At 62.8% G+C, this 12,835-nt stretch carries 13 protein-coding genes and 1 pseudogene; 2 read left to right on the top strand and 12 right to left on the bottom strand.

The window, feature by feature from the left end:
- Positions 1-309: 309 nt before the first annotated feature.
- The 4 genes from AC0L2M_RS11115 to AC0L2M_RS11100 form a co-directional block, all read right to left on the bottom strand.
- Positions 310-705 (bottom strand): (R)-mandelonitrile lyase, encoded by a 396-nt coding sequence (locus AC0L2M_RS11115; protein ID WP_473534853.1) that lies wholly within the window; start codon positions 703-705, stop codon positions 310-312.
- A gap of 137 nt (positions 706-842) precedes the next feature.
- Positions 843-2,957: a xanthine dehydrogenase family protein molybdopterin-binding subunit gene (locus AC0L2M_RS11110; protein ID WP_473534852.1), complete on the bottom strand. Its 2,115-nt coding sequence runs from the start codon at positions 2,955-2,957 to the stop codon at positions 843-845.
- Positions 2,954-3,952, bottom strand: coding sequence for an FAD binding domain-containing protein (locus AC0L2M_RS11105; protein WP_473534851.1), 999 nt, complete (start codon positions 3,950-3,952; stop codon positions 2,954-2,956). Before AC0L2M_RS11105 ends, AC0L2M_RS11110 begins: the two co-directional genes overlap by 4 nt.
- A 3-nt stretch (positions 3,953-3,955) precedes the next feature.
- The gene (locus AC0L2M_RS11100; RefSeq protein WP_287064108.1) at positions 3,956-4,594 is read right to left on the bottom strand and encodes a (2Fe-2S)-binding protein; all 639 of its coding nucleotides are present in this window, start codon (positions 4,592-4,594) and stop codon (positions 3,956-3,958) included.
- Positions 4,595-4,935: 341 nt separating this feature from the next.
- On the opposite strand from AC0L2M_RS11100, the gene AC0L2M_RS11095 reads away from it, so the two are divergent.
- Complete coding sequence (locus tag AC0L2M_RS11095) at positions 4,936-5,829, top strand: LysR family transcriptional regulator (protein WP_473534850.1); 894 nt, start codon at positions 4,936-4,938, stop codon at positions 5,827-5,829.
- 59 nt (positions 5,830-5,888) lie between these two features.
- On the opposite strand, the gene AC0L2M_RS11090 is transcribed toward AC0L2M_RS11095, so the two are convergent.
- Together AC0L2M_RS11090 and AC0L2M_RS11085 are read right to left on the bottom strand one after the other, a co-directional pair.
- On the bottom strand, positions 5,889-6,527 hold the full coding sequence (locus AC0L2M_RS11090; RefSeq protein WP_027152091.1) for a ribbon-helix-helix domain-containing protein: 639 nt from the start codon (positions 6,525-6,527) through the stop codon (positions 5,889-5,891).
- Positions 6,517-6,663, bottom strand: a pseudogene (locus tag AC0L2M_RS11085) (HlyD family type I secretion periplasmic adaptor subunit); the annotation flags it as partial. The gene AC0L2M_RS11090 and the pseudogene AC0L2M_RS11085, both read right to left, overlap by 11 nt.
- 282 nt (positions 6,664-6,945) lie before the next feature.
- Between AC0L2M_RS11085 and AC0L2M_RS11080 the strand changes: the two are divergent.
- Positions 6,946-7,557 (top strand): hypothetical protein, encoded by a 612-nt coding sequence (locus AC0L2M_RS11080; RefSeq protein WP_473534849.1) that lies wholly within the window; start codon positions 6,946-6,948, stop codon positions 7,555-7,557.
- Between the two features lie 204 nt (positions 7,558-7,761).
- Here AC0L2M_RS11080 and AC0L2M_RS11075 read toward each other — a convergent pair whose 3' ends face one another.
- From AC0L2M_RS11075 to AC0L2M_RS11050, 6 genes are read right to left on the bottom strand one after another with little or no spacing between them, the layout of a single operon-like run.
- Complete coding sequence (locus tag AC0L2M_RS11075; RefSeq protein ID WP_473534848.1) at positions 7,762-8,349, bottom strand: hypothetical protein; 588 nt, start codon at positions 8,347-8,349, stop codon at positions 7,762-7,764.
- Complete coding sequence (locus AC0L2M_RS11070; RefSeq protein WP_473534847.1) at positions 8,346-8,936, bottom strand: L,D-transpeptidase; 591 nt, start codon at positions 8,934-8,936, stop codon at positions 8,346-8,348. Before AC0L2M_RS11070 ends, AC0L2M_RS11075 begins: the two co-directional genes overlap by 4 nt.
- Entirely contained in the window at positions 8,920-10,083 is a 1,164-nt protein-coding gene (locus tag AC0L2M_RS11065; protein WP_473534846.1) for a CpaE/TadZ family protein, read from the bottom strand. The genes AC0L2M_RS11070 and AC0L2M_RS11065 overlap by 17 nt, the downstream gene beginning before the upstream one ends.
- Complete coding sequence (locus tag AC0L2M_RS11060) at positions 10,080-10,697, bottom strand: TadE/TadG family type IV pilus assembly protein (RefSeq protein ID WP_473534845.1); 618 nt, start codon at positions 10,695-10,697, stop codon at positions 10,080-10,082. Before AC0L2M_RS11060 ends, AC0L2M_RS11065 begins: the two co-directional genes overlap by 4 nt.
- 2 nt (positions 10,698-10,699) lie before the next feature.
- On the bottom strand, positions 10,700-11,239 hold the full coding sequence (locus tag AC0L2M_RS11055) for a TadE/TadG family type IV pilus assembly protein (protein ID WP_473534844.1): 540 nt from the start codon (positions 11,237-11,239) through the stop codon (positions 10,700-10,702).
- 5 nt (positions 11,240-11,244) lie between these two features.
- On the bottom strand, positions 11,245-12,798 hold the full coding sequence (locus AC0L2M_RS11050) for a TadE/TadG family type IV pilus assembly protein (protein ID WP_473534843.1): 1,554 nt from the start codon (positions 12,796-12,798) through the stop codon (positions 11,245-11,247).
- Positions 12,799-12,835 lie beyond the last annotated feature (37 nt).

Here is a 12,835-nt window from a genome sequence, read left to right as displayed (position 1 = left end):
CATACCAAGGGGTGTACGGGCTTCCGCCGCAGCGGGTGATCCGGTCATGACCCGGGTCACCCGCCAACCCGATCATGCATGATTCTAGAGACACAAGGGGTGTTGGCCGGAGCGCGGCGGCGCCAAGCTGGAACACCCTCATCCGGCCGCTTCGCGGCCACCTTCTCCCACAAGGGGAGAAGGGAGAGCGGTGTTGCAGCCGCGATCGGTGCCGTCTGGATGCCTCATCGGGTGAGTTGGCAGCGTGCCGCGACGAAATTCGGAGCAGCGAGACCCTGCCATGCGCGAGACGCCGGGTGCCGCCAACGCTTAGCTGCGGTATTGTTCGTCGCTGACTTTCTCCAGCCATTCGACCGGCTTGCCATCAAGGAATTCCTGGATAGCGAGATGCGTCATCGCCGTCGTCGCAGACGCGCCGTGCCAATGCTTCACGCCAGGCGGAATCCAGACGACGTCACCTGGCCGGATTTCTTCGACTGGCGCGCCTTCGCGTTGGACCCGGCCGAGACCGGCCGTGACGATCAGCGTCTGGCCGAGTGGGTGCGTGTGCCAGGCGGTGCGGGCGCCAGGCTCGAAAGTGACGCTGGCGCCACCGACGCGGGCCGGCGCGGACGCCTGGAAGAGCGGATCGATGCGCACGGCTCCGGTAAAATAATCGGCCGGCCCGGGGCCGGACGGCTGCGATCCAACTCGCGTGATCTTCATTGTCTCATTCCTTCCTTGAACAGAAGCTGCGCCAACCTGGCCTGCTGCAGCCAAAGCAGCGAAAGCACTTGTCGCGGCAAGGACGTCTCTGCGGGTGATGATCATGTCTCAAGCCCCTTCGTTTTCGACGAGGTGGGTCAGAGCAGCTTATCCGGCGTGATCGGTAGCTCGCGGACGCGCTTTCCGGTCGCGTGGAAAATGGCATTGGCGATCGCTGGCGCGACGCCGACCAGCGCGATCTCGCCGAGGCCTTTCACGCCGAGCGGGTTCACGTGCGGGTCGTGCTCGTCGACGAAGATCACGTCCATGACAGGCGGCGCGTCGGCGTGCACCGGCACGGCGTACTCGGCGAGATTGGCATTGGTGACGCGCCCGTTGCGGGGGTCGACAACCGAGTGCTCCAGGAGAGCCATGCCGATGCCGCCGATCATGCCGCCGATGCACTGGCTGCGCGCGATCTTCGGGTTGACGACGCGGCCGGCGCCATAGGCGCCGACCATGCGCCGCACGCGCGTCTCGCCGAGATCGGGATCGACGGCAACCTCGACGAACACGGCGCCAAAGGCGTGCATGGAAAACCGCTTCGTCTCATCTCCGGGAGCGACATCGGCCGTTGCCTCGATGACTTGGCCGAGACGCTCCATGGCCTCTTCAAGATCGTTGGAGCCGGCGCGTGCCAGCGCGTCGTCGCGCGCCTTGCGGCAAGCCGCCTGCACCGCACTGCCGACGCTCGCCATGGTCATGGAACCGCCGTGGATAGGGGCGCGCGGCAGGCGGGTGTCGCCAAGTGTGAACTTGACCCGCTCGATCGGCAGGCCCAGCGTGTCCGCCGCGACCTGCGTCATCGATGTCCATGTGCCGGGTCCCATGTCACTCGCTGCGCTCATCACTTCGGCAGTGCCGTCCGGCAAGAGCCGGGCCATGGCCGAGGCGGGTGCATAGTTCATCGGATAGGTGGCGCTGGCCATGCCCCAGCCGATCAGCGAGCGCCCATCGCGCATGGAGCGCGGCGCGGCGTTCCTTTGTGCCCACCCGAAACGCTCGGCGGCGGCCCGGTAGCATTCCCTGGTCGATCGGCTCGAGAACGGGAGATCCCTAAATTCGTCCCGGTCCGGCTCGTTGCGCAGCCGCAGTTCGACGGGATCCATGTTCAGCGCGACCGCCAGCTCGTCCATGGCCGATTCCAGGGCATACATGCCGCTCGCCTCGCCGGGCGCGCGCATGTAGGTCGGCGTGTGGACGTTCATCGGCGCGATGCGATGGCGCGTGTGGACGTTCGGGCAGGAGTGCAGGAACCGGGTCGCGCTGAGCAGCGCTTCGGTGAATTCCTCGTAGGTCGAGGTCTCTTGGTGGCCCTCGTGCCGGATGGCCTGGAGCTGGCCGTTACGGGAGGCGCCAAGTGCGGCCCGCTGCACCGTGTGCGGACGGTAGCCGACGCCATAATACATTTCGCGCCGCGACAGCACCAGCTTGACCGGCCGTCCGGCTACACGGGCGCCCAGCGCGGCGAGCGTGACATGCGGCCAGCAGCGCAGGCCCGAGCCGAACGCGCCGCCGACGAAGGGCGAGATGACACGCACGTTCTCAGCAGCGATGCCGAACACGGCGGCGATCTCCTCGGCAACGTTGTGCACCCATTGTGTCTTGTCCCACAGGGTCAAGCTCTTGCCCTGCCATGAGGCAATGGTGGCGAACATCTCTATCGGATTGTGGTTCTCGCGCGGGATCACATAGGTCTGGTCGACCCGGAATTCCGCCTGTTCGAATGCGCTGTCGGGTTCGCCTCGCCGTATCTCCCACTCCGCCGGTTTCCCGGTAGGCAGAACTGGATCAACGCTTTCCATGTCGGTGGCCGCCGCTTCGTTCCGGTAGGTAACCCGCACGACGTCCGCCGCGTAAACCGCCTGTTCAAGCGTCTCGGCGACCACCAGCGCGATCGGCTGGCCCTGGTGATTCACCCGGTCGTCCTGCAGCACATGCAGGCGCTCGCCAACGGCGGCGTCGGGGAGGCCTTTGTGCGGCTGGTAGGCGAGGCGGGGCGCCTTGCTGTGCGTCACAACCGCGATTATACCGGGCGCCCGCTCGGCCTCCGCCGTATCAATGGCAAAGCGGCCGTTCGCGACAATGCTCCTGACGACGGCGGCATGGGCGAGGTTGGGTACCTCAAACTCGGCGGCATAGGTCGCGGCGCCGGCAACTTTCAGGCGGCCATCGACGCGGCTGACGGATTTTCCGATCAAGGCAGCAGTCATGCGCGTGCTCCCGCGATTTCGACCGCACGCACGATGGCGCGCTGCATGAGTTCGATCTTGAAACCGTTGTGGCCGCGACCCCGTGTGCCGTCTGCTGCGAGCGCCGCCGCCTGGCGGAGTGCCGCTGGCTCGAAGTCGGCGCCCGCGAGAGCGGTCTCGACGTTCGGCAGGCGCCAGGGTTTCGTTCCAACGCCGCCGAGCGCTACGCGGGCCTGCCGGATGCGAGCGCCGTCGGTCTCGATTGCGACCGCGGCCGAGACTACGGCGAACTCGAAGGAGGCGCGATCACGTACCTTGAGATAGTGAGACCGCAGTCCTGCCGCATTGGCCGGGACCGTGATCGCGGTGATCACTTCGCCTAGCTCCAGGACGGTTTCGAGGTGCGGCTTATCGCGGGGAAGGCGATGGAGATCGGAGAGCGGCACGGAACGGTCACCGCCAGTTCCTCGCAGCTCGACCGACGCATCGAGCGCCACCAGGGCAACCGCGAGGTCCGACGGGTGAACGGCGATACAGTCGTCGCTCGTGCCGAGCACCGCGTGCCAGCGGTTCTCACCGTCCAAGGCGGCGCAACCGGAGCCAGGCACGCGCTTGTTGCATGCCTCGTAGCCGACATCGCGAAAGTAGGGACAGCGTGTTCGCTGAAGCAGATTGCCGGCCATGGTCGCCTGGTTACGGACCTGCGGGCTCGCCGAATTCAGCAGCGCCTGGGATATGAGAGGGAACTGCTCGACCACAGCTTGATGGGCGGCCACCTCCGCCATCGTGGCGGCGGCGCCAAGCCTCAGGCCTTGCGGACCGATCTCGATGCCGTCGTCGAGAATTCCCGCGAGGCTCACAAGCCGATCCGGTCGGCGGACATATTCCTGCAGAAGCTGCACCATGTCGGTGCCGCCGGCGATGTATTCGACCGGCGCATCATTGCGGCCGGCTTGAGCGCCGAAGCCAAGTGCGGCGGCGAGATCACGCGGACGTTCGAGCACAAAGGGATGCATGGCTCAGCCCTCCTGCGTCGAGCTGGACACGGCAGCCGCGTCCTGGATGGCCGCGACGATATGGTCGTAGGCGCCGCAGCGGCAGAGATTGCCGCTCATCCATTCGCGGATCTCCTGCGGCGACCCGGCATGGCCTTCGCTGATGCAGGCGACGCCGGCCATGATCTGCCCCGACGTGCAATAGCCGCACTGGAAGGCATCGCGCCCGATGAAGGCTGCCTGCAGCGGGTGGAGATCCTCGCCCTGCGCCAATCCTTCGATGGTTTTGATGTCGCGGCCCTGCGCGAGCGCCGCAAGCGAGAGGCACGCCTTCACGCGCATGCCATCCATCAACACCGTGCAGGCGCCGCACTGGCCGAGGCCGCAACCCTTCTTCGAGCCCGTCAGATGCAGGTGCTCGCGCAGCGCATCCAGCAGCGTCGTGCGCGGATCGAGCGAAAGCCGGTGCTCCGTCCCGTTGATGCGCAGCGATACATCGAGCGGCGCCGTCGCGGCGCCGGCAGCCTGTGCCAGCGCCGGCGATATAGCTCCGGACACGAGTTGTTCTCCTAGAAGAGCACCGCCAGTCACAGCAGCCGCTTGCATGAGCTCCCGGCGCGTTATGTCCGAACTGGCTGTCGAGGTTCTTTGGCTATCAGACATGTCGATTGTCGCTTTCGTGATGATCCGCCAATTCGCGGCCCAAGATATGGATGGCCCCCGGCCCGAAGACACGCTGGGTGCGTGTGCGACGCTAAAAGCTTAGAGCGCTTGAGGCGCCTTGATTAGCGCTCGCTCCCCGATAGGACTTATCGGTCGGGGCCATGAATGGCAGCGACGCGAGTGAACTGCCGCCGGTTCTTCCTTCATCGTCATTGCTCAGACGGGTTCGCGCCACCGTCCGGGAAATTTGCGGTGCTCTCGGCAATCGCGATCGATTGAGTGTGTGCAGTTCCCTCGATTAGTCCGTATAATCCGCCCAAACTTATGGGGGGGAACCATAAATGCAGCGCGGACGAACAGATATGCTTCTGGCCTTTCTGGCGGTTGCGCGGGAGGGCAGCTTCACGCGCGCCGCTGCGCAGCTCGGAATTTCGCAGTCCACGCTCAGCCACACGGTCCGCGATCTGGAAGAGCGGCTGGGCATTCGGCTGCTGACGAGAACGACCCGAAGCGTTTCGCCTACAGAGGCCGGCGAGCGGCTGCTGCGCAACATCGGCCCGCGCTTTGAGGAGATCGAGGCCGAGGTCGAGGCGTTGAGCGAATTGCGGGAGAAGCCCGCCGGCACCATTCGCCTCACGGCAAGCGATCACGCGTTCAACGCCGTCATCTGGCCGAAGCTGGCGAAGCTCCTGCCGGACTATCCCGACGTCACCGTCGAGGTCTTCCTCGACAACGCACTGACGGATATTGCTGCCGAACGGTTCGACGCGGGCGTGCGAATGGGAGAGCGTGTTGCAAAAGACATGATCGCGGTGCGCGTCGGACCGGACATCCGCTTCGCCGTCGTCGGGACGAAGTCGTATTTCGCCAGGCGGCCGCCGCCAACGACGCCGCAGCAGCTGACCGAACACGTTTGCATCAACCAGCGCTTTTCCATCAATGGCGGGCTTTGGGCCTGGGATTTCGAGCGCGATGGTCGCGAGCTGAAGGTGCGGGTGGACGGCCAGATTGTCCTCAATGGCACCCTCGAGATTGTCGAGGCGGCGCTGGCCGGTTTCGGCCTCGCCTATGTGCCGGAGGATGTCGCGGAGCGTCATCTGGAAAGCGGCCGCCTGATGCGGGTGCTTAAGGAGTGGTCCCCGCCCTGGCCGGGATATCACCTCTACTATCCAAGCCGTCGCCAAGCGTCGCCGGCTTTCGCCCTGCTCGTCGATGCGCTCCGCTTCTCGGGTTGAGGCAATGCAGTGCGAAGCGTCTTCGGCCAGGATTGACCGTTCAGTACCGCCGGAACCGGTCAGCCGAAGACGAACGCCATCAGCAGCTCCGGCTCGATCACCGGCGCCCGCACGACGTTCAATTGACCACGGTACCGACGTTCGCCCGTGCCGAGGACAAATCCGCTGGTGACCGGCGTTTCACCGTTGATGTCGAGGCGCGCAAAAATGTCGGCGACGTTGAGGTCCAACGCCAGCTTGAGGTCGTGCCGCGCATCGTCCTTTGGTCCGGAAGGCAGTTGGCGCTTCACCAGTTGCTGGAACGGAACATTGAAAGTCAGGATCTTCTTCGATGACGTCAAGGCAAACGCAGGCGAGGGGCAGGCAACCAGTATGGCGTTGATTGTCGTTATTGACGCGAGCTTACTCAACGTCACGTTTTCCTTCGCCTGTCCGCGTATGCAGGCTACCCGGATCGCCGATGTCAGATTGCCACTCTGTGCCTGAACTCCGGCTATCTCATCTATGAGCATGCCGATCGTGCACTTCCGGCTCTCAGCCATCTGCTTCAGCGATATCCAAAAAGCCCGCTCCAGACGGATCCCGCGGCGTGTTCCGCCACGCGCCACAACTCGAAATTCCAGGCCAAAATCCTCCTTGGCGAGCGGCAGGAGTCGCTGATCGGTATTGGTGGAGGGAGAGGTGGCGCTAGCGCTCACTCATGGCCTCCTGACGCGCCTTGTTGATCGGCTTCAAAAGGGAACTCAGGATCGTCTTGCGTCTGGTCTTGATGTCGACAGAGCAGATCACGCCCGGGATGATCGGATAAGCCTCGCCATCCCGTTCGATCGTCGAAATCGCAAAATGTGATCAGGAGGCCAAGGCGCTTGCCAATGGCCACTTTGATTATCGTATTCGTTTCTACCCCACCCACGCTTCTGCCCGGTACTTTTTATGGCCAAGCCTTCTCACCGAAGCTTTGACAAATTATCCGACAGATTCTTCGAATACGTGAGTGTTTGTTGATCTAGGGCCGGCTAAGAACCGAATTCGGGCCATAAGTTTCGGGAATGTAGCAAAAATGGCACATAAAACGGGCGCTCGCTGGGTTGCGGCAAGCGCCTGCGCCTGTGATCAATGCTGTTCGCGGCGCTTTCCTTAAGCCTCGCGCAATCTTTGCAGTCTATTCTGCTTGTCGATTGGCGAGGGAACATGACGCGCAAGCCGCTACTGCTTTTTGCCTTCCCGGCTCTCATTCTTCTCATTCTGGCAGGGGAACGAGCAGCGACGTTCCTGCTCGGAACCTATCCGGCCAGCCCTGCCCTGTGGCGGATCTGGCTTGAGTTGCGCCCTTTGGCCACGATGTTCTGGCAGCAGGTCGACCTCTATCTCGGCGGTTCAATGGTCCTTGATGCCGCTATCCTGATCGCCGCATCGATCCTCTGCTGGATGGCTTGCCGGACGAGAAAGTCGGCCGCGTTCTTCCTTGCCAACCACGCCGCTCTGCTCTTCGCCGGGCTGATGATCGCTTCCAGCAGCCATTCTGAAACAGCGAGCACGATAGCGGCGTTCACCGCGCCCAGCGGCCATCCATTCTCGCTGGTGCTCGATTTCACATGGCAGAACAGTCTGGTGCTGGGTCTCGGCACTGCAGCCTGCGCCTACTGTCATTTTGCGTTTCTCAGCGAAGCGCGACAGCGTTCCGAAGCGCTCGCCGTACGGCTTATTGCTCTGCAGCGGGATCTCTAGGACCCCGGGGCACAGCCGTGCCAACTTCGTCATCCCAGGGCGGAGCAAGGAGCGAAGCGACGCGGCGCAGACCCTGGGATGACGAAGTTGAGGTGTTTGGGCTGATCGCAGACGTTGGGTTGGAGATTGGCGGCTGAAGGCCGGCCGACAGCGACCGTCGACAGTCCCTTTCAGGCTAAGAACCAAATCCTCTGTAGAGAGGAACTAGTTGATTTTCTTGTAATGGACCTTGCCGTCAGGCTGCACTATGCGCTGGTAGGAGGCGTTCGGGGGAGGGGGCGCCGCGGCGATCTTCCTTTTGAGCGGGCGCGGCACATCGACGATACTGGGTTCGGTCGCTTCTTCGAGATTGGTGGCTGCTTCCGCCATGGTGCTGGTCGTGATCACGGAAGGCTCCGCAATGCTCGACATGTCGTCGTCACTGTCCAGGGGCAGCTCCTGTTCAAGCCGGGCAATACTGCCTTTGACTTCGTTGAAGCTGCCCTGCAGTTGACTGTCCAGTTTTTCGAACCGGCTTTGAAAGCCGTTGTTGACCGTATCGAGCCGGGCTGCGATCCGTTGCTCGAACGATCCGAGCTGTTCCAGCCGCCGTTCGATAAGGCGCAGATCGTTGATGCCGCGGTAAAAATAGACCGCGGCGGTTATGTTCACCGCCGTGATCAGCAAGGCGCCCACGGCGACAACGCCGATCATCCTTGCATTGCTCGGTTTCCACACTGGAGCTTGCTCTTCAGTGTGGGTTGTCGGCCCAATGTCGATTGCCGGCATATCCGGGTCGCTGATCATCGTCATTGGACCACCACCTTTGCGCCGACCGAGACGCGCTTGAAAAGATCGATCACATCAGTGTTGGTAAGACGGAAACATCCCGATGTTCCGTCGAAGCCGATGCCCTTGGGATCGTTGGTGCCGTGGATGCGGTAGAGCGTGTCGCGCCCGTCCCGCAGCAGATAGAGTGCCCTGGCGCCGAGTGGATTATAGGGACCGGCGGGCACCATTTCCGGCAGCTCCGGCTGGCGGGCGCGCATTTCCCTGGGCGGGCGCCATTCCGGCCATTCCGTTTTCGCCCCGACCTTGACGATGCCGGTCCAGCCAAAGCCGTCGCGTCCGACGCTGATCTGGTAGCGCAGCGCCTGGCCCTGCCGGGTGACCAGATAAAGCGCCTTCTCGTCCTTGCGGATGATGATCGTGCCGGGCTGTTCCGCGGTTTGGAGAGCAACCGGCTTGCGCAGGCTGGGGCCCATCGCCGGCAGCGGCGGCCGGTCGGACAGCGCGGATCGGGCATGGGCGAATTCCCAGGCCGGCATCCCCAAGGCCAGACCCATTATGCAGGCGCCGGCAAGCCTCGGGACGATGCGGTATCTACCGGGCTGCGTCATCGAGCCGCTCTTTGAACATCCGCTTCAGGTCCTTGTTGAAGCGCGCCCGCCCGTCCACTTCGGAAGGCAGGATGGCCCGGTTCAGCGCGTCGGTCAGCAGCGCATTGTCCAGGCCGACCGACTTGATGTGCGGCGCCTTGAAGATCTTCTCGAGTTCGCTGCGCGAAAAGTGGTTGCCGAACCATTTGCGCTTATGCTTGTTGGCGACCAGGGTGATGCTCACCGAATTGCCGCGCAGTTCGCGGATCTTGGTGTAGAGCCGCTTGCCTTGCCGCAGCGAGGCGACGTTAAGCTCGAAGACGATGAAGATCTCGTCGCTCGTCGAAAGCACGGAATTCTGCCAGGGGGTTTCGATATTCGGCAGGTCGATGACGATGTCGTCGAACCGGTAGGCGACGAGGTCCAGCAGCCGGAACACGAAATCGCCGCCCTGCGGCTCAAACGGCAGTTGCGGCCTCTCGAATGAATAGAGGGTCAGGCCGGACGGACGAGAGAGCTTGATGACGTCCATCAGTTCGACATCGAGCCTTTCCGGCTGGCCGATGATGCCGGCCAGGTCGAACTGGTTGAACAGGTTGAGATAGGCGCCGCAATTGGCGCTCTGGAAATCGAGGTCGACGAGGCAGGTCGAGGCCGCCCGTTCGGTGGATTTCGAGGCCAGGAATTCCGCCGCCGACAGAGCGATCGTCGTGGCGCCGGCGCCGCCGCTGGCGCTGATGAAAGTGATGATGCGGCTCTTGGTGCCCTGGTTGCCGGTGTCGTGAAAGGTGACAGCGTTCAGCAGCTCCTTGGCGTCGAGCGGCTTGTGCAGCCAGTCCGAGGCGTTCATGCGAACCAGGATGCGCGTCTTTTCGGAGGTCAACTCGTCGGAGACCGCAATCAGCGGCACGGTCGCCCACAAGGCGCGCGCCGCGACGATGCCGGGCTCGCCGAGCAGCTCGCCATTGGCCAGGTCGAGGATGACGATGCCCGGGCGCGTGTCGACAGGCGGGCCGTTGAGGAAGTCAGCCGTCTCGGAAATCCTGACATCGTAGATCGCCAGCGCGTCGAGTCGCGTCGCCACCTCGCGCTTGAACTGCGGATCCGACGAGAACAGGGCCACCTGCTTTCGTTTGGTCGGGAGTACCTTGGTGTTGATGGCGTTCATGGGGATATACTCTTCAGGTCTTCGCCCGTGACCGTGCTGAGCATCGAGGGCATGGTGAGGTTTCCGAATCCTAGCAGGCCGCCCAGGAAGAAAAACTGGAAGGCCCGGTTCTGAAGGCTGACGGTGATCGTCGGCACCGGTCCGCCCAGCCGGGTCTGGTAACCCAGGCCGGTGGCGGAATAGGTGACGACAACATTGTCGCGCCTGAGGCCAGGAAAGAAATGACACATACCCGGCCGCTGGTCTGCCGCCAGCGCGGGACAGGCGTCGTCATTGGTGACTGCCGTATCGCCGCGGAAGATGCGGCTGAAATTGGCTGGGTCGCAAACCCCTGCGACGGCGGTAGATGTGCAGGTGAATGGTCCGTAGGCCGCTGCAATGACCGGAGCGCCGGGTGTCGTCGTCGGTGCGGCTGTAGCTAGCGCGGTGGCAACCGGATCGGAGATCGAGGCCAGGCGCGCGCCAAACTGAACAGCCTTGGTGGCGGCGTTCCACTGATAGAGAGCGTAACCGAAATCGACGAAGCCGAGAACAAGGGTAAACAGCAGTGTAGATACGATGGCCATCTCCACCGTCGCTGTGCCGTCCTCCGATTTTGCGAAACGCCTGGTCATGATCAGAACCGGATCAACCGCTCCTCGTGGAAGCCGCTCAGGGTAATCGTGCCGATGCTGAGCAGCGACAACATGCCAACGCCGCTGTAGTCCAAGGTGCCCGCCGCTCTGACGATGCAAACCTGTGCAGTGGTGGAGCGATATTGGACGACACCGGCGGAATCCACAGCATTGTGACAATCGAGCGGATTGGAGACCGGATCGGCGATGGTCACCGTCACATCCGCTTTCTGCCAGCCGGCGATGCGCGCACTCCCTGTCCCCGCGGCATTGCCGAACACCGCGATATTGGTGGCGATATCGGCGCAATTGATCGTCAGCCCGGCTTGGGTATACAATTGGCTATTGCAGCGCGCGGCAAACCGTGCCCCGTCTGAAAGCCCGGCCTCCATCAGCAGCTTCTCGTGGATCAGATTGCCGAACTCGAACACGCCCGCCGACAACATCAGCATCAGCGGCGCGATCACCGCCATTTCGACGAGAGCCGTACCGCGCTGCTCGCGTCGAAATCTGTGGAGGTGATGGTACAGCGCTGCGATCATCGGCATCACCGGTAAAGCTGAGCTTCGTCGCGAAGGAAATTGTCGAGCGTACCCTGGCCGGCACCCCCTGTTACGTCGACGAGTTCGACCATCACCGATGCTCCGGTCGAGGCCCCCGCGACCGGCTCGGTAATGAAGAAACTCGCAAACGCTTCGACAGGAAGGTTGGTGCTGTTGCCGTTCAGATTGTTTCCTGCCGCCTGCAGCGCATTGCAGTTCAGGATCGCGCCATACAGCAGCCGCCGATCTATTGTCGTGACGGGCGGTTCGCAAGAGCTCGGCGGCGTTCCGATCTCTCCACCGGTCGACGCCGTGCCAACCAACCCGGCCGATATCTCGTAACGGTAGACCTCATAGCGCGTCGGCTTGGTCGTATCCCATGACGACGGATAGGTAGCGGAACCGAAGTTGGTGCTCCAATAGCCCGAGAAATCCCAATCTCCATCGCCCATCCGGTCAGTCATGTATGGCGTAGTTGCATCTCTGGGCAGACCCATGTTGCCGGCGTCGTTGAAGGTCAACTGGTTATATTGAGGGCATTGATTACCGCCTCCATTGCCATTGCCATTTCCTCCCCCAGACGACACCCCGCCCTTTCGGACATTTTCCGCTGGGCCGTATTCGGGACTGTTAAACGCGTTGCCGCTCGCCTCGATTCCGAAGCGGACATTGAAGGCATCCTGCACCGGGCCTGTGTTCTGGCCGGTCTTGGTGCTTACGCCCTGTGCCGAATAGCAGCCAACAGGCGTCGACGTGGCGATCGTCTGCGCAAGCGCGTGTGCACCGTTGCCGACACCCTGCGGAGGAGCCAGGAAGCCGAAATTGCCCGGCCCATAAGCAGCATTGTTTCCCACCATTCGCAGTTCAATGAGCCGGCGACGGATTGCCGGATTTGCCACGGCCTGCTCGAGCGTAACGCCGCCTGCCGAGTTCGTACCGTTCACCATCTCGTACGGGTTACACATGAAGACGGGCGTGTAGTTGCATACGCCGGAGGTGAAGCCCGCGACCGCGACTGCCCCGACGTTGAAGCCGTCGCTGGCGCCGGATGATAGAAATGAGGCGGGGAAGATCGCGGCAAACCCTTGGGGAGCGACTGTCACCTGGATGAACCGTGTTTCCGCCTGTCCGACAGCCAGGTTGGCATCTGCAAGATAGTTGGCCTGATTGGCGGTTGTAATCCTGGTTCCGTCGTTGGCAGGGATCGCTTTGAGGAAGCACCAGGAAATATTGCCAGCATTGTTGCAGCGCTGCGTGCCTCCCGGCTGACCGGAGGTCAGAGTGAACCGGCCTGCCGTGGAGAAATTGCTTTCGTTATCTACGAGCGTCGCCATGGCGCGCTCGGCTCGTGCCCAGGAACCGCTGCTTCCGTCCAGTTCCGCTGCCGCCGCGAGCGCAAACGCGTCAGCGCCCTTCTGAAGATCGTTATGGAGGTTATTGACCCGGCTCATATCGATCGCCAGCAGGGAAAAGCCGATGATTGCCGGCAGCGTGATGCTGACCAGTATCAGCGCTATTCCCCGTTGATCGTGCCAGAACGCGCGAACAATCCGCAGCATGGCCTTACTCTTAGCTCCCCTGACGCCAGTCGCTTTG

It is taken from the genome of Mesorhizobium sp. WSM4806, assembly GCF_055811635.1.
The sequence above is the reverse complement of the archived record's forward strand: the minus strand, read 5'-3'. Positions and strand labels throughout refer to the sequence as shown.

Coding starts and splice junctions, on each gene's coding strand:
- AC0L2M_RS11060 (WP_473534845.1), bottom strand. CDS start 10,697: ATGACCAGGCGTTTCGCAAAATCGGAGGACGGCACAGCGACGGTGGAG.
- AC0L2M_RS11095 (WP_473534850.1), top strand. CDS start 4,936: ATGCAGCGCGGACGAACAGATATGCTTCTGGCCTTTCTGGCGGTTGCG.
- AC0L2M_RS11070 (WP_473534847.1), bottom strand. CDS start 8,936: ATGACGCAGCCCGGTAGATACCGCATCGTCCCGAGGCTTGCCGGCGCC.
- AC0L2M_RS11110 (WP_473534852.1), bottom strand. CDS start 2,957: ATGACTGCTGCCTTGATCGGAAAATCCGTCAGCCGCGTCGATGGCCGC.
- AC0L2M_RS11080 (WP_473534849.1), top strand. CDS start 6,946: ATGCTGTTCGCGGCGCTTTCCTTAAGCCTCGCGCAATCTTTGCAGTCT.
- AC0L2M_RS11105 (WP_473534851.1), bottom strand. CDS start 3,952: ATGCATCCCTTTGTGCTCGAACGTCCGCGTGATCTCGCCGCCGCACTT.
- AC0L2M_RS11075 (WP_473534848.1), bottom strand. CDS start 8,349: ATGACGATGATCAGCGACCCGGATATGCCGGCAATCGACATTGGGCCG.
- AC0L2M_RS11055 (WP_473534844.1), bottom strand. CDS start 11,239: ATGATCGCAGCGCTGTACCATCACCTCCACAGATTTCGACGCGAGCAG.
- AC0L2M_RS11115 (WP_473534853.1), bottom strand. CDS start 705: ATGAAGATCACGCGAGTTGGATCGCAGCCGTCCGGCCCCGGGCCGGCC.
- AC0L2M_RS11050 (WP_473534843.1), bottom strand. CDS start 12,798: ATGCTGCGGATTGTTCGCGCGTTCTGGCACGATCAACGGGGAATAGCG.
- AC0L2M_RS11100 (WP_287064108.1), bottom strand. CDS start 4,594: ATGTCTGATAGCCAAAGAACCTCGACAGCCAGTTCGGACATAACGCGC.
- AC0L2M_RS11065 (WP_473534846.1), bottom strand. CDS start 10,083: ATGAACGCCATCAACACCAAGGTACTCCCGACCAAACGAAAGCAGGTG.